Origin of the sequence: Pseudomonas sp. LjRoot71 (assembly GCF_964253255.1) — a bacterium.
In the GTDB taxonomy this organism is placed as follows: domain Bacteria; phylum Pseudomonadota; class Gammaproteobacteria; order Pseudomonadales; family Pseudomonadaceae; genus Aquipseudomonas.
In genome coordinates this window covers 1,569,546-1,585,093 of the sequence record NZ_CAXURA020000001.1, presented here as the reverse complement: position 1 = coordinate 1,585,093, position 15,548 = coordinate 1,569,546, and the positions used below count along the sequence as shown (strand labels likewise).

General features: G+C 61.3%; 14 protein-coding genes and 1 pseudogene. 3 read left to right on the top strand and 12 right to left on the bottom strand.

Features of this window, described 5'->3' with window-relative positions; genetic code table 11:
- Positions 1-80: 80 nt before the first annotated feature.
- From rpoD to rpsU, 3 genes are all read right to left on the bottom strand, one after another.
- A complete protein-coding gene (rpoD, locus tag ACSQ17_RS07625; RefSeq protein WP_436068160.1) occupies positions 81-1,928 on the bottom strand; it encodes an RNA polymerase sigma factor RpoD in 1,848 nt (615 codons plus the stop codon).
- A 67-nt stretch (positions 1,929-1,995) separates the two neighbouring features.
- The gene (dnaG, locus tag ACSQ17_RS07620) at positions 1,996-3,972 is read right to left on the bottom strand and encodes a DNA primase (RefSeq protein ID WP_436068159.1); all 1,977 of its coding nucleotides are present in this window, start codon (positions 3,970-3,972) and stop codon (positions 1,996-1,998) included.
- A gap of 165 nt (positions 3,973-4,137) precedes the next feature.
- The gene (gene rpsU / locus ACSQ17_RS07615) at positions 4,138-4,353 is read right to left on the bottom strand and encodes a 30S ribosomal protein S21 (RefSeq protein ID WP_003296736.1); all 216 of its coding nucleotides are present in this window, start codon (positions 4,351-4,353) and stop codon (positions 4,138-4,140) included.
- Positions 4,354-4,557: 204 nt separating this feature from the next.
- Here rpsU and tsaD point away from each other — a divergent pair, with 204 nt between their 5' ends.
- Positions 4,558-5,583, top strand: a complete 1,026-nt coding sequence (tsaD, locus tag ACSQ17_RS07610; RefSeq protein ID WP_436068158.1) for a tRNA (adenosine(37)-N6)-threonylcarbamoyltransferase complex transferase subunit TsaD — start codon at positions 4,558-4,560, stop codon at positions 5,581-5,583.
- A gap of 35 nt (positions 5,584-5,618) precedes the next feature.
- Here the strand turns inward: tsaD and plsY are convergent, their stop codons facing one another.
- Positions 5,619-6,188 carry a glycerol-3-phosphate 1-O-acyltransferase PlsY gene (gene plsY / locus ACSQ17_RS07605; protein WP_436068157.1) on the bottom strand — a complete coding sequence of 190 codons (570 nt, stop codon included), beginning with the start codon at positions 6,186-6,188 and terminating at the stop codon, positions 5,619-5,621.
- Positions 6,189-6,261: 73 nt separating this feature from the next.
- On the opposite strand from plsY, the gene folB reads away from it, so the two are divergent.
- Together folB and folK are read left to right on the top strand one after the other, a co-directional pair.
- Complete coding sequence (gene folB / locus ACSQ17_RS07600; protein WP_436068156.1) at positions 6,262-6,618, top strand: dihydroneopterin aldolase; 357 nt, start codon at positions 6,262-6,264, stop codon at positions 6,616-6,618.
- A complete protein-coding gene (folK, locus tag ACSQ17_RS07595; protein ID WP_436068155.1) occupies positions 6,609-7,148 on the top strand; it encodes a 2-amino-4-hydroxy-6-hydroxymethyldihydropteridine diphosphokinase in 540 nt (179 codons plus the stop codon). Before folB ends, folK begins: the two co-directional genes overlap by 10 nt.
- Here the strand turns inward: folK and ACSQ17_RS07590 are convergent, their stop codons facing one another.
- The 8 genes and pseudogenes from ACSQ17_RS07590 to ACSQ17_RS07555 form a co-directional block, all read right to left on the bottom strand.
- Positions 7,149-7,634 (bottom strand): OmpA family protein, encoded by a 486-nt coding sequence (locus tag ACSQ17_RS07590; RefSeq protein ID WP_436068154.1) that lies wholly within the window; start codon positions 7,632-7,634, stop codon positions 7,149-7,151.
- Between the two features lie 15 nt (positions 7,635-7,649).
- Entirely contained in the window at positions 7,650-8,909 is a 1,260-nt protein-coding gene (locus ACSQ17_RS07585) for a diguanylate cyclase domain-containing protein (RefSeq protein ID WP_436068153.1), read from the bottom strand.
- Positions 8,906-9,448, bottom strand: coding sequence for a YfiR family protein (locus ACSQ17_RS07580; RefSeq protein ID WP_436070443.1), 543 nt, complete (start codon positions 9,446-9,448; stop codon positions 8,906-8,908). The genes ACSQ17_RS07585 and ACSQ17_RS07580 overlap by 4 nt, the downstream gene beginning before the upstream one ends.
- 202 nt (positions 9,449-9,650) lie before the next feature.
- The gene (locus ACSQ17_RS07575; protein WP_436068152.1) at positions 9,651-10,883 is read right to left on the bottom strand and encodes a multifunctional CCA addition/repair protein; all 1,233 of its coding nucleotides are present in this window, start codon (positions 10,881-10,883) and stop codon (positions 9,651-9,653) included.
- 99 nt (positions 10,884-10,982) lie between these two features.
- Positions 10,983-11,447 (bottom strand): annotated as a pseudogene (locus ACSQ17_RS07570) (DUF4136 domain-containing protein); the annotation flags it as partial.
- Between the two features lie 27 nt (positions 11,448-11,474).
- Entirely contained in the window at positions 11,475-12,512 is a 1,038-nt protein-coding gene (locus tag ACSQ17_RS07565; RefSeq protein WP_126624845.1) for an IS630 family transposase, read from the bottom strand.
- A 154-nt stretch (positions 12,513-12,666) separates the two neighbouring features.
- Positions 12,667-14,235: a SpoVR family protein gene (locus tag ACSQ17_RS07560; RefSeq protein ID WP_436068151.1), complete on the bottom strand. Its 1,569-nt coding sequence runs from the start codon at positions 14,233-14,235 to the stop codon at positions 12,667-12,669.
- Positions 14,232-15,503, bottom strand: a complete 1,272-nt coding sequence (locus ACSQ17_RS07555) for a YeaH/YhbH family protein (RefSeq protein WP_436068150.1) — start codon at positions 15,501-15,503, stop codon at positions 14,232-14,234. Before ACSQ17_RS07555 ends, ACSQ17_RS07560 begins: the two co-directional genes overlap by 4 nt.
- Positions 15,504-15,548: the final 45 nt, after the last annotated feature.

Below are 15,548 nucleotides of genomic sequence, written 5' to 3'. Positions count from 1 at the left end.
GGGAAAAGTGTAGACCTGCCCTGCCGGCCTGGGTAGGTGGCCATAATGCAAAACCCCCGGCAGGGCCGGGGGTTTTGGTTTTACTCGTCGAGGAAGGAGCGCAGGTGCTCGCTTCGCGTCGGGTGGCGCAGCTTGCGCAGCGCCTTGGCTTCAATCTGACGAATCCGCTCGCGGGTTACATCGAACTGCTTACCGACTTCCTCAAGGGTGTGGTCGGTATTCATGTCGATGCCGAAGCGCATGCGCAGCACCTTGGCTTCACGGGCGGTGAGGCCGGAGAGCACTTCGCGGGTGGCTTCCTTGAGGCTTTCCACGGTCGCCACGTCAATTGGCGATTGCATGGTGCTGTCCTCGATGAAGTCGCCCAGATGCGAGTCTTCGTCGTCACCGATCGGGGTTTCCATGGAGATCGGCTCTTTGGCGATCTTCAGTACCTTGCGGATCTTGTCCTCAGGCATCTCCATGCGCTCGCCCAGCTCTTCCGGGGTCGGTTCGCGACCCATTTCCTGCAGCATCTGCCGGGAAATACGGTTGAGCTTGTTGATCGTCTCGATCATGTGCACCGGAATACGGATGGTGCGCGCCTGGTCGGCGATCGAGCGAGTGATCGCCTGACGAATCCACCAGGTGGCGTAGGTCGAGAACTTGTAGCCGCGACGGTATTCGAACTTGTCCACCGCCTTCATCAGGCCGATGTTGCCTTCCTGGATCAGGTCGAGGAATTGCAGGCCGCGGTTGGTGTACTTCTTGGCGATGGAGATCACCAGACGCAAGTTCGCTTCAACCATCTCTTTCTTCGCGCGGCGGGCCTTGGCCTCGCCGATCGACATGCGACGGTTGATGTCCTTGATTTCAGCCAGGCTCAGCTCGCATTCGGCTTCCAGGGCAGACAGCTTCTGCTGGCAACGCTGGATGTCGGCTTGCAGGTTGCCGATGGCTTCGGCGTACTTGGCCTTGCCCTTGGCCAGTTGCTCGGCCCAGGTCTGGTCAACTTCATTACCGGGGAACAGGCGCAGGAAGTCGGCGCGCGGCATGCGGGCATCACGTACGCAGAGCTGCATGATGGCGCGTTCCTGGGCGCGCAAACGCTCCAGGGAGCTGCGCACACGCACAACCAGCGCGTCGTACTGCTTGGGCACCAGCTTGATCGGCATGAACAGCTCGGCCATGTCCTTCAGCGCGGCATTGCCTTGCTTGCTGTTGCGGCCGTGCTTTTTCAGGGCTTTCTTGGCGAGTTCAAGGGCTTCGCCAATCGCGGTGAAGCGGCGCAGAGCCTCTTCTGGATCCGGACCGCCGTCGCCTTCTTCTTCCTCGTCGTCGCTGTCGCCGTCTTCTTCGTCATCGTCCTTGTCGTCAGCGGCATCACCGTCGGCGGCTGGGACAGGTGCGGCTGCTTCGGCGGGTACGCTGCCGTCATCCGGGTCGATATAGCCGCTAAGGACTTCGACCAGGCGACCACCTTCGGTGGTGACGCGGGTGTACTCGGCCAGGATGCTGTCGACAGTGCCGGGGAAGTGAGCCACTGCGCCCATGACTTCGCGGATGCCTTCCTCGATGCGTTTGGCGATTTCGATTTCGCCTTCGCGGGTCAGCAACTCCACGGTACCCATTTCACGCATGTACATGCGCACGGGGTCGGTGGTGCGGCCGATATCGGTTTCAACGGCCGCGAGTGCGGCAGCGGCTTCTTCAGCGGCTGCTTCGTCGGTGTCGGCTTCCGCCAACAACAGGGCGTCCGCATCCGGAGCACTCTCGAATACGTTGATCCCCATGTCGTTGATCATGCGGATGATATCTTCCACCTGTTCCGGATCGGAAATATCCTCCGGCAAGTGGTCATTGACCTCCGCGTAAGTCAGGTAACCCTGCTCACGACCGCGGCTGATCAATTCTTTCAAACGAGACTGCTGTTGCGCTTTTCCGGACATAACACCCTATCCACTGAAGGTCTTGGCGGGCAAAAAACAAGCCGCGGATTATACCCGAGTAACACCCCTAAGCGCCAGTTGGACTCGGGATTACCGGTGATGCATTACGGCTCAGCAAGCTGCGCAGCTGATCTTTCTCTTCTGCGCTCAACTCGCTTTGACGGGCTTTGCGCAGCAAATGTTCCAAGCTGCGCTCGCGTTGGCGGGCTACAAGACTAGTTATAGTGTCGAAAAACTGTTGTTCAAGGTTGTCGGCCGAAATCAGCCATTCCTTTTCTGCCAGGGCGCGCAGCAGGCGGCCCTGTTCCGTACCGTGCCAGCGTGCAATCAGTTGCAGTGAGCGTAGTCCGGGGTTCTTTTGCAGGGCGCCGAGCAGGGCGACCAGCAGTTGCGCGTAGGTGTCGTCTTCGGCGGCAAAGTGGCTGACATCCTCAACCTTCTGCGCCAGTTGCGGGTGGTGCAGCAGGGTGCGCAGGGCGCTCAGGTGCGGCGATTCGACGCTGACGGCGGTGCGTGGTGCGCGCGGGGTGAAGTCGCCCGAGCCTTTCTTGCTCCACTTGCCGCCGTCTTTTTTCCAGTTCCCTTTGCCTGGGTTGCGCTCGAAGGTCGGCGCAGGGCTCGGGTTTTCGTATTCGTTGTTGTGTGGCTCGACATCGTAATAGGCGCTGTCGGGGATGTCGGCGTAGTTCGGGTGATCGCTTGGTGGTGCGCTGTTGTGGTTGGGCTGGCTGCTGCGTGCGCTGGGTGCCATCTGCTGCATGGCTTCGCCGGACAGTCCGGTAATCTCGCTCAGGCGCTGGCGCATCAGGGTGCGCAGGTTGTTGCCGGGGATCTTGTCGATCAGCGGTGCGGCGAGGGTCATCAGGTGCGCTTTACCTTCCAGAGAGCGCGGGTCGGCTTCTTCGCTGAGTTGCTGGAAGAAGTAATCGGCCAGGGGTTGAGCGTGCTGGTTGATGCGTGCGCGGAAGGCGTCAGTGCCTTCGCTGCGTACCAGGGTGTCGGGGTCTTCGCCGTCGGGCAGGAATAGGAAGCGCGCGCGGCGGCCGTCCTGCAGGTTCGGCAGGGTGGCTTCGAGGGCGCGCCAGGCGGCGTTGCGTCCGGCGGCGTCGCCGTCAAAGCAGAACAATACGCTGGGCACCAGGCGGAACAGGCGCTTGAGGTGTTCTTCACTGGTGGCGGTACCGAGGGTGGCCACGGCATTGCGCAGGCCTTGCTGGGCCAGGGCGATGACGTCCATGTAACCTTCGACCACCATGATCTCGTCGAGGTCGCGGTTATGTTTGCGCGCCTCGAACAGGCCGTACAGTTCCTGGCCTTTATGGAAAACCGGGGTTTCCGGGGAGTTCAGGTATTTCGGTTTTTCGTCGCCCAGTACTCGGCCGCCAAAGGCGATCACGCGGCCACGGCTGTCGCGAATCGGGAACATGATGCGGTCGCGGAAGCGGTCGTAAACCCGTTTGGTTTCGGCGTTTTCGATCAGTAGGCCGGCATCGATCATGGCCTTCTGTTGTAGGCTGTCGCCCCCAAGCTGTTTGAGCAGGTTGTCCCATCCGGGCGGGGCGAAGCCCATGCCGAAGTCGCGGGCGATCTCGCCGGACAGGCCGCGACCTTTCAGGTACTCAATCGCCGCTTTGCGCTGTGGGTGGCTTTTCAGTGCTTGTTTGTAGAACTCGGTGGCGGCGGTCAGCAGGGGGTAAAGTGGTGAGTCGGTTGGCTGGCGTGGCTTGTTGCTGCGCGTGCCTTCCTCGCGCGGTATTTCCATACCGGCGCGTTTGGCCAGGTCCTCGACGGCCTGGAGAAAATCCAGTTGGTCGTGATCCATGACAAACCCCAAAGCGTTGCCACCGGCGCCGCAGCCAAAGCAATAATAGAACTGCTTATCCGGGCTGACGCTGAACGAGGGGGTTTTTTCTTTGTGGAAGGGGCAGCAGGCGGTGTAGTTCTTGCCGGCCTTTTTCAGTTGGATGCGCGAAGCGACCACGTCGACGATGTCGGTGCGGTTGAGCAGGTCATCGATAAAAGACTGTGGGATCAGGCCGGCCATAGGCGCTCAGAATACTGTTATGCGTTGGGGCAGAACAGGTCAGGGCAAAAACTAAAAGACTCCGGTCGTCACCCAAGGGTGGCGCGGAGTCTAAAAGCGAAACCCGGCCGAAGCCGGGTATCAGGCAGTGCGCGTGTAACTAGCGTGTGGGCGTGAGCCCGCTGCTTAGTACAAGCGAACGCTGCGGCGCTGCTCGCGCTGCACTTTCTTGGCGTGACGCTTAACAGCAGCAGCTGCTTTGCGCTTACGCTCGGAAGTTGGCTTTTCGTAGAATTCACGGCTGCGAACTTCAGCCAGAACACCGGCTTTTTCGCAGGAGCGCTTGAAACGACGCAGAGCTACGTCGAAGGGTTCGTTCTCTTTAACTTTGACGGCTGGCATCCAGGGCGTACCTTCTTTATTACCGGGGGTAACGTTGCTCCTGGCATTTGGCGCTGGAGAACGTAGGTTTTTAAGGGTTGCGGATGTTACCGCCTCATCGCGAGGAATGCAAAGCCTCTGATCGAAAAGCGCTGGCCGGCTCGCGCCAGCGGCCATTATCATGCGCGCCTTCGAAGTTGCACACACTACTACAAGGCACTGCCCATGCTGGTTCTGGGATTGGAAACCTCCTGCGACGAAACCGGTGTCGCGCTGTATGACAGCGAGCGCGGCCTGCTGGCGGACGCGCTGTTCAGTCAGATCGATCTGCACCGTATCTATGGCGGCGTGGTGCCTGAGTTGGCCTCGCGCGACCATGTCAAACGCATGCTGCCGCTGATTCGTCAGGTGCTGGACGAGGCTGGCAAGGAGAAGGCTGACATCGATGCCATTGCGTACACCGCAGGCCCTGGCCTGGTCGGTGCCTTGCTGGTTGGCGCTTCTTGCGCCCAGGCGTTGGCGTTTGCCTGGGATATCCCGGCGTTGGGCGTGCATCATATGGAAGGTCACCTGCTGGCGCCGATGCTGGAAGAACAGCCACCGGCCTTTCCGTTCGTCGCCTTGCTGGTGTCGGGCGGGCATACCCAGCTGGTGCGTGTGGATGGCATTGGCCAGTACCAGTTGCTTGGCGAGTCCCTGGATGACGCGGCAGGTGAGGCCTTCGACAAGACGGCCAAACTGATGGGCTTGCAATACCCCGGTGGGCCGGAGATTGCCCGTCTGGCGCTGAATGGCACGCCGGGGCGCTTCAAATTCCCGCGGCCGATGACTGACCGCCCTGGGTTGGAGTTCAGCTTCAGTGGTTTGAAGACCTTTACACTGAATACCTGGCAGCAGTGCCAGGCTGAAGGGGATCACTCCGAGCAGACCCGTTGTGACATCGCCCTGGCGTTTCAGCAGGCGGTGGTCGAGACCCTGACCATCAAATGCAAGCGTGCGCTCAAGCAGACCGGTCTGAACAACCTGGTGATTGCTGGCGGTGTGAGTGCCAACAAGGCGCTGCGCCAGTCACTGGAACAGATGCTCAGCGAGTTGAAGGGGGCGGTGTTCTATGCGCGTCCGGCGTTTTGTACGGATAACGGCGCGATGATCGCCTATGCCGGCTGTCAGCGTTTGCTGGCGGGGCAGCACGAAGATCTGGCGATCAAAGTGCAGGCGCGCTGGCCGATGGAGCAGCTGCCAGCGCTATAAGCGGCGGCATGATGAGCCAGATTCAGGTTGTGGCGTTAGAAATGCCGCTCACGGCCGGCGAACAGATCGCGTAAATTGCCGCGATGGCGCCAGACGATCAGACCGGTAAGGGCGCACATCGGCAGCAAGGCTGCTGGTTGCTGCCAGGCCAGCAGTGGCAGGGTCAGTGGTGTGGCGATCAGTGACGCCAGCGAGCTGGTGCGGGTCAACGCGAAGGTCAGGGCCCAGGCGGCGAGTGCCAACAGGGCGGCCGGCGGGTAGAGGCCGAGCAGCATGCCGGCGGCAGTGGCCACACCCTTGCCGCCCTGGAAACGGAAATACAGCGGGTAGAGATGGCCGATCACGGCGGCGAGGCCGATCCAGGCCTGCTGCTGGGTGTCGAGGCCGAGCAAGTTGGCAGCCAGCACTGGCAATAGGCCTTTGCACAAATCGCCGAGCAGCGTGAGGATGGCCAGGCGTTTGCCGGCGACGCGCAGCATGTTGGTGGCCCCGGGATTGCCCGAACCACTGGCGCGAGGATCCGGTCCGCCGGCCAGGCGGCTGAGCAGAATGGCGAAGGACAGCGAGCCGAGCAGGTAGGCGAGGGTCGCCAACAGCCAAAACATGGTATCCATTCCGGGCGAGGGAGCCCTGATTCTAACTAGGTGCGACAGCCTTGTCGTGCCACGGAGAGCGTGCTTGGACACAGTTTTTATCGAGGGTCTGGAAGTCGACACGGTGATTGGTGCCTACGACTGGGAGCGCACCATTCGCCAGTGCCTGCGTCTGGATCTGTACCTGGGCTGGGACAACCGCCCTGCCGCCGCAGGCGATGACCTGGACAAGGCGCTGGATTACGCCCGCGTCTCGCAACGCATCCAGGCGTTTGCCAGCGAATCGCAGTTCATTCTGGTGGAAACCTTTGCCGAGCGGTTGGTCACGTTGCTTATGGCGGAGTTCCAGATTCCCTGGGTGCGGCTCAAACTGACCAAGCCCGGCGCGGTGCCTGCGGCCAGTGGTGGGGTAGGCGTGGAGATCGAGCGCGGATGTCGCTAACTCCCGTTCTGCTTGGCCTGGGCAGCAATATCGGCCGCGAAGCGCACCTGTGCGCCGGCCTGGAGGCGCTCGCCGAGCTGCTCAGTGAGATGCGCTGCTCACCGGTGTTCGAAAGCCAGGCGGTCGGCATCAAGAGCGGACCGTTCTTCAATCTGGTGGTGGCCGGCTACAGCGCGTTGCCACTGGGTGAGTTGGACCGTCGGCTGAAATTCATCGAGGCTGATAACGGTCGCTATGCGCCAGAGCGCAAGGGCCTGCCGCTGGACATCGACGTGCTGCTGTATGGCGATCTGGTCGGCAACTTCGATGGCCTGATCCTGCCGCGTGCGGAAATTCTGAAAAACGCCTTCGTCCTCTGGCCGCTGGCTCTGCTGGCGCCAGATACCCTGCACCCGGCGCAGCAGCGCAGCTTTGCCGAGCTGTGGCAGGCGGCGCAGATTGACCAGCAGTTGTGGCCGGTGGCGTTCACCTGGCGTGAGCAGCAGCTGACGCCGCCCGCGCTGTGTGCTGAGTTCCCCGCCAGAACCTGATCAGGGCGTGCTGACGATAATCGCCACGCGGCGGTTTTCGCTGCGTCCTTCGGCGGTGTTGTTGTCGGCAATCGGCTTGCTCTGCCCCAGGCCACTGGTGGTAATCAGCCGCGCATCCATTCCCGCACCTTGCATCACGGCCGCCACCGTCTTGGCGCGGCGCAGCGACAACTGTTCGTTGTAGGCCGGCTGGCCGACGTTATCGGTGTGGCCTTCCAGGCGTACCTGCTGAATGCCGACGCCGAGCAGCGCCTGGGTGATTTTCGTCAATTGTGCGGTGCTGGCACTGGACACCACCTCGGAGTCGGTATCGAACAGTACCTTGCCGGAAAGCCCCAGTTCCCAGCCGTCCTCGGTCCACTGGAATCCGTGGCTCTTGAGCAGGGCGACCTGTTCGGCGCTGAGTCCCTTGGGGGTGCTTTGGCAACCGCTGAGGAGTGCCACACCGAGCACGCTGATAAAGATCAATCGCAATAAGCTGCGCAAAGTGAAGCTCCTTGTTTACTGGGGCAGAGGGTCCTGGCTTTTGGCCATGGTGCGTCCGCCCTGGCTGCGTTTGGCGTGGTACATGGCAACATCCGCCTCATGCACCAGCGCTTCGGGGTTGTCGGCATGCTCTGGGTACAGCGCGATGCCGATGCTCAGGGAGGTGGTGATGCTGCCGCCCTCGGGCAAGGCGATGGGAGCGTGCATGCTGTCGATGATCTTGTCGGCGATCAGCACGGCATCGTCTTCGTGATGAATGGGCTTGAGCAGCACGGCGAATTCATCGCCACCCAGGCGGGCGACGATATCGCCTTCGCGCAGTTGCGCGCGCAGGCGCTGGGCAATAGCGATCAGCACGGCATCGCCGGCGGCGTGCCCTTGCTGGTCGTTGATTTCCTTGAAGCGGTTGCTGTCGAGAAACAGCACGGCCATTTGCGTCTGGCTATCGCGGGCTTCACGCATGGCGCCGAGCAGGCGAGATTCGAAGAAGGCACGGTTGGGCAAACCGGTCAGCGCGTCGTGGCTGGCCTGGTGCGCCAGCGAGGCGTTCTCGCGCTCCAGCTGGTGCTGCCAGGCTTCAAGTTGATCGAGCAGGGCGTTGAAGTCTTCGGCCAGTTCGTTGAGGTCGGCGATATGGGTGGCCGGCACGCGCTGGTTGAAGGTGCGGTCCACGGAAATACTGTGCGCCACCTCTGACAAGTTGCGCAGTGGGCCGGTGATGGCGCGCTGGATGCGTTTGGAGCCATAGGTCGCGCCCAGGGCGCTGAGCGCCAGGCTGGCGAGCAGGCCGAGCAGGCCAAAGAACAGGAAGCGCAACAGGGTGGTGCCCTGGCCGCGAAGGTGCAGCGCGCCGATCTGCTGGCCCTGGTAGATGATCGGCTGGACGACAATCTCCGGCAGCAGCAGGCGGGCAATCGACTGTTCGGCACTGCTAAGCATGCTGTTGCTGGGGGTATCCAGGCTGGCGAGCAGGCTGCCGGTATCGTCGAAGACAGCCACCGTGGCGATTTCTTCGGTCTTGCAGATCTGCTCCAGGGTTTCCTGTATGGCCACGCGGTCGTTGAACACCACGGCGGCTTCCAGGGTGTAGGCCAGCGAGCGGGCAATCAGTTGCAGGTTGTGGCCGGCATAGGTGCTCAGCGCCAGCAGGCTGACCAGGGTCAGCGACAGGCTGGTCAGGCCCATGGCCAGCAGGGCCACGCGCAGGTGGGCGTGATGCAGCAGGCGGCGCAGGCTTGGGCGTTGCTGGGAGGCTTGTGGCTTTCTGCGGTTCATGGCTGCGGCCCTGCGCGTTTGCCCAGTTGCAGCACATTGGGGTGAATGCGGATGCCGCTGCGCGCGACAGCATCGAGGTTGACCTTGAAGGCGACATGCTCATCGCTGATGTTCAGGCAGAACAGGCTGCCCTCGCTGCAGGCCTTGCTGCTTTCACTGATGGTCAGGATCGGTTTGCCGACCAGACGGTTGAACAGTTCGAGACGCTGATTCTCCGCAATCACGCCGAGGTAGACGGCTTCGCACTCGGTTTCCAGCTGCGGGCTGTCTACCAGCAAGCGGCGCACCTGCACCGGCTGGCGCGATTCCAGCTCGTGGTTTTGCCACAGCTGGTCGGTGTATTCAGTCGGCGCAATCACACACAGGCGCAGGGTGTCGTGTTGCTGCGGCCAGCGGGCATAGCTGAGGATGCCGTGGACCACATGGGCAACCTGATTGGCGCGCAGGGTGGGGCTGTCCGGCGTGCTCGCTTCGGCGCGAGCCAGTGCCGGCAGGAGTGCGAGCAATACACTGAAGAGCAGGTGTCGAGGTGTGCGCATAAACAGAATACGGGTCAGGTACAAAGTGAAGGTCTCCGGCGTGGCCTGTTCGGTGCTCATGCGCCGTACGGGATCGGTGCACGAGCAGGCTCTTATCGAGTAAAGCGCATACGCTTAGATTTTGGCGTCAAAATTTATGCTTGATTGGGCTGGAGGCCTAGTGCTGCAAGGGCTCCAACCTAACAGTGTGTTGCGCGGAACGCTACGTTCGAGGGTGTGCCTGGCAGAATTGCTGCACTGCCTGCAGGCGTTCTTCCTGCAGGGCATTGCCCAGTTCGGCGCCCTGCAGACCACGCGCCAGCAGCGGCTGCACGGCCACTGCCCGCGCGGCATGCATGGCAGCGCGCAGGTAGTCAGCTTGTGGGTAGGGCCGTTGCTCCAGGCCGAGGCGGCCGCGGGCGTCCATCTCGCAGGCCGCGATAAACTCTTCGAAACGCTGCGGGCGGCGGAACACGTCGAAACCTTGCAGCAGCTTGAGCAAGGTCGAGGGTTTGAGTTCCAGGGCGCGGTGGCCGTGGGTGTGGAACTCGCCGACCTGTAGCGCCAGCTCCTGACAATCCTTGGGCGCCTTGCAGCGCTGGTTGATCGCCCGGATCAGTTTCAGGCCCTTGTGTTCATGGGCGATGTGGCGTGGCCACTCGGCCTCGGGCGTCAGGCCCTTGCCGACATCGTGCAGCAGGCAGGCCCAACGCACCGTCAGCGGCTGCTGATGCTCGGCGCACTGGCGCAAGACGCTGAGCACGTGCACGCCGGTGTCGATTTCCGGGTGATGGGCCGGTGGCTGCGGGATGCCGAACAGCACGTCGACCTCCGGCAGCAGAACGCGCAGGGCGCCGCAGTCGCGCAACACCTGAATAAACACATCCGGTCGCGGTTCCATCAGCGCGCGGGAGATTTCCTTCCAGCTGCGCTCCGGCGTTAGCGCCGTCAGTTCGCCGGATTCGCTCAGTTCACGCATCAGCACCATGGTTTCTACGGCCACGCTGAAACCCAGGGGCGCATAGCGGGCGGCAAAACGGGCGACGCGCAGCACGCGCAGCGGGTCTTCGGCAAAGGCCGGGGAGACATGGCGCAACAGCTTTGCGGCCAGATCCTGCTGGCCGCCGTAGGGGTCGATCAGTCGGCCCTGAGCATCTTCGGCCATGGCGTTGACGGTCAGGTCGCGGCGGATCAGATCCTCTTCCAGCGTGACTTCCGGACTGGCGAAGAAGGTGAAACCGCCGTAGCCGCGACCGCTCTTGCGTTCGGTACGGGCCAGGGCGTATTCCTCGCCGGTCTGCGGGTGCAGGAACACCGGGAAATCCGCGCCGACCGGGCGAAAGCCCTGTTCGAGCATCTGTTCGGCACTGGCGCCGACCACTACCCAGTCGATCTCGCTGACTTCACGGCCCAACAGGCGGTCGCGTACCGCGCCGCCCACTTTGTAAATCTGCATGGTTCATCCTCCGTTGTGCAGAGCATAACGGCTGGATGCCGGGGTTGTCCGGTTAGTGCTGTGGCTGGATGGCGTTCTGAGGGGACTGAATTGCACCCGCTATGGGCTGGCCATGGGAATCTGCTGCAAGAGCGCTTGGGTGGCGCGCTCGAGCAGTTCGGCGCTGTCTTTGGCGGGGCTCAGGCCGGTGCTGACCAGACCCTCCCAGAGAGTTTGCTGTTCTGGGGTCGTCAGGCGGATGCGCAGGGTGCCGGTTTCATCACGCAGACGATGGATCGCCTGGTAGGGACCGAGTGGAGTAGGCGGGGCTGCGTCGACCTTGAAATCCAGTGGGCTGTCCTGCACGGCCAGCCAGTAATAGACCTGAATTTCTGCTCTCGGGCTGGCCTGGTAACCGCGGTTGCTCAGGCCTTCGCGCAGCAGTTGCTCAAGCTGCTCATAGCGCTCGGCAAAGGGTACGTCACCCTCTACCGCCTGCTCGGCGGCGATCAGGCTGAAGCTGCGTTTACCTGCCAGTTCGGTGCTGGCGGGGGTCAGTACCTGGGCGCGCGGTAGCTGGCTACTATTAACCCGGCAATCAAATACACCAAATCATGCCGCGTAGGCGATACGTGGATGCCGGAAATAAGAACGGATTCTTTGGGGGTGTAATTGCAATCGTCTCATGACCGAGCGAACACGCCCTTCCAGTTCGTCCTGATTACGCGCTGGCAAGCCCGTACGGACCTGATGTTTCAAATCACAATTCAAATACTCGTCAGGATTCAACTCCGGGGCGTATGCCGGCAAGAAGAACAGTTCGATTTGCTCTTTGCGGTCGGCGACCCAGGCGCTCACCTTTTTGCTGTGGTGTACGCGCAGGTTGTCGAGAATCAAGAACACTTTGCGGCCCTGCGCATCGCGAATCAGGCGACCCAGGAAGCGAATCAGCACTGGGGCTGTCAGCGTTTCCCGATACAGCATGAAGCGCAGTTTGCCCCGATTGGTCACAGTGGAAATCATGTTGGTGGAAAAGCGACTGCCGCTGACCTGGCGCACTGGCGTTTCGCCAATAGGGGCGTAGCTGCGGCCAGCCTGGCTGTCACTGCGCATACCGGTTTCGTCGCCCCACTGAATCTCACCATTCTCGGCCTTGGCCCGCTGTGCGATGCGTGGATATTCATTATCCAGCCAGCGCTGAACCACTTCAGGTTTCTGCTGATAAGCCCGATGCAGTGGTCGCTGCGGGGTGTAGCCCCAACGCTTGAGGTATTCACCAACCGTTCGAACCGGCATGAGAAAACCACAGCGCTGGCGGATCAGTTCTCGCACGGCATCACGCGTCCAGAGTGCAAAGCCGAGCTTGAGTTGGTCGGGCATCTTATCGGTCATCAAGGTGCGCACCAGCACTTCCTGGCTGGGGCTCAAACTGCGGCGATCACCCTGGCGCACACCGCGCTGGCCGCCGGCAATGGCAGCCTTTTCGCCTTTGTGTTCTGCGACCTGCGCCCAGTGAGCGATGGTGCGGGGGTGAACACCAACCGCTTCGCCAATAGCCTTGTAGGTGTAACCCTGCTCACGCATGCGCAGGGCCGTGGCGCGCTTTTCACGCTGTTCTTGGGGGCTGAGTTTGCGGGCATCTGTTTTCATGGAGACAGATTATCCGATATGCCCTATTTATTTGCCAGGTTAATACAGGTCGCCAGGGCCAGGCACAGCAGTAACACGGTAAACAGGCGCATCAGCAGACTCCCGGTTGCTCTGCTGCGCATGCTGGTGTTCGGCATGGGGCCTGCGCAACCGATCAAATGGGCGGAATCATCAAATCGAGGCGCGGGTAGTCGTTGTCATGCTCGTTTTGATGTTTGGGCGGCACGTGCTGGGTGCCGATCAGTTGTTCGCCCTGATAGATCTCCAGGTGAATGTTAAAGCCCCACAGACGGTGCAGGTGCTTGAGCACTTCTTCGGTCGAGTTGCCCAGTGGTTTGCGGTCATGCTGCTGATGGCGCAGGGTCAGTGAGCGGTCGCCGCGTCGATCAATGCTCCAGATCTGCACGTTGGGTTCGCGGTTGCCCAGGTTGTACTGCGCCGCCAGGGTTTCGCGGATGCTGCGATAGCCAGGCTCGTCATGGATTGCCGGGACGTACAGCTCGTCCTTCTGGTCGTCGTCGAGAATGCTGAACAGCTTGAGGTCGCGGATCACCTTGGGTGACAGGTACTGCAGGATAAAGCTCTCATCCTTGAAGCTGGTCATGGCGAACTTCAGGGTGCTCAGCCAGTCGCTGCCGGCAATGTCGGGGAACCAGCGGCGGTCTTCCTCGGTGGGCTCTTCGCAGATACGGCGGATGTCGCGGTACATGGCAAAACCCAAGGCGTAGGGGTTGATGCCACTGTAGTAGGGGCTGTCGAACGGCGGTTGGTAGACCACGCTGGTGTGCGACTGCAGAAACTCCATCATAAAGCCGTCGGTGACCAGGCCTTCGTCGTACAGGTCGTTCATCAGGGTGTAGTGCCAGAAGGTCGCCCAGCCTTCGTTCATTACCTGGGTCTGGCGTTGCGGGTAGAAGTACTGGGCGATCTTGCGCACGATGCGAATGATCTCGCGCTGCCAGGGCTCCAGCAGTGGCGCGTGTTTTTCCAGGAAGTACAGGATGTTCTCCTGCGGCTCGGCGGGGAAACGCTTGCTGTCCTTGCCGTCGCCCTTGCTGGCGCTTTTCGGGATGGTGCGCCAAAGATCGTTGATCTGTTTTTGCAGGTGCTCTTCGCGATCCTTCATGCGCCGCCGTTCTTCCTCGGCGGAAATCGGGTAGGGGCGTTTGTAGCGGTCGACGCCGTAGTTCATCAGGGCGTGGCAGGAATCCAGTAGGTCTTCCACCGCGTCGATGCCGTGGCGCTCTTCGCACTGCATGATGTACTGCTTGGCAAACACCAGGTAGTCGATGATTGAGCTGGCGTCCGTCCAGGTGCGGAACAGGTAGTTGCCCTTGAAGAAGCTGTTGTGGCCGTAGCAGGCGTGGGCAATCACCAGGGCCTGCATGCAGATGGTGTTCTCCTCCATCAGGTAGGCGATGCACGGATCGGAGTTGATCACGATTTCGTAGGCCAGGCCCATCTGCCCGCGCTTGTAGCCTTTCTCGGTGCTGAGGAAGTGCTTGCCGTAGGACCAGTGGTGGTAACCCAGCGGCATGCCGACCGAGGCGTAGGCATCCATCATCTGCTCGGCGGTGATCACTTCGATCTGGTTGGGGTAGGTGTCCAGCGCATAGCGCTCGGCGATGCGCGCGATCTCGCGGTCGTACTGGCGGATCAGTTCAAAGGTCCACTCCGAGCCAGTGGAAATAGGCTGGCGCTTTTTGTCTTTGCTGTTGCTCATGTCACGAGCCTCCGCTGAAACAGGTCGCGGAATACCGGGTAGATATCGCCGGCCGAGACCAGCTGCTGCTGGGCAAAGGTGTCGGCGAACGCCTCGCTGACCTGCTCGTATTCAAACCACAGCGCCTGGTGCTCGCGCGGGGTGATCTCGACGTAGGTGAAGTACTGCACGAACGGCATGATCTGCTTGATCAATATATCCCGGCAGATTGGCGAGTCATCGTTCCAGTTGTCGCCATCCGACGCCTGGGCGGCGTAGATATTCCATTCGTTGATCGGGTAGCGCTCGGCCATGATCTCCTGCATCAACTTGAGCGCGCTGGAAACGATGGTGCCGCCGGTTTCGCGTGAGTAGAAGAACTCCTGCTCGTCCACTTCGCGGGCACTGGTGTGGTGACGGATAAACACCACTTCGATCTTGTCGTAGTTCCGCTTGAGAAACAGGTACAGGAGGATAAAGAAGCGCTTAGCGATGTCCTTGGTCGATTGGGTCATCGAGCCGGAGACGTCCATCAGGCAGAACATCACCGCTTTCGAGCTGGGATTGGGTTGCTTGACCAGCAGGTTGTACTTGAGGTCGAAGGTGTCGAGGAAGGGCACGCGCTTGATCCGCGCACGCAGTTTGCTGACTTCTTCTTCGAGTGCTTGGATATCGCTGAGGTTATCTGGCTGCTCCAGCTTCAGGCGCTCCAGTTCGGCCTGAGCGCTCTTGAGCTTGTTGCGGCTGCTGCCGGACAGGGCAATGCGCCGGGCATGGGCCGAACGCAGGGTGCGCACGATATTGATGCGTGACGGGTTGCCCTCGTTGCTGATGCCGGCCCGCACGTTCTTGAAAGTGTCGCTGCCGGTCAGGTGGCGCTTGATCAGGTTGGGCAGTTCGAGATCCTCGAACATAAAGTCGAGAAACTCTTCCTGGGTGATCTGGAAGACGAATTCGTCCATGCCTTCGCCGGAATTGCTCGCCTTGCCTGCGCCCTGGCCACTGCCTCCGCCTTGCGGGCGGGCAATCTTCTCACCGGTGGTGAATTCGCGGTTGCCGGGGTGCACGGTGGTCTGGCGACCGCCACGGCCGTGGTGTAATACCGGCTCGTCGATGTCGCGGCCGGGAATGCTGATCTGTTCGCCGTGCTCCATGTCGGTGATGGAGCGGCGGCTGACCGCCTCTTCTACGGCCTTCTTGATGTGATCACGGTAGCGCCGCAGGAAGCGTTGGCGGTTTACCGTGCTCTTGTTCTTGCCGTTCAGGCGGCGGTCGATCACATGGCTCATAACTGCCCTCCGTGCACTGCAGGCATCAGGCGCAAGCGCTGGCAG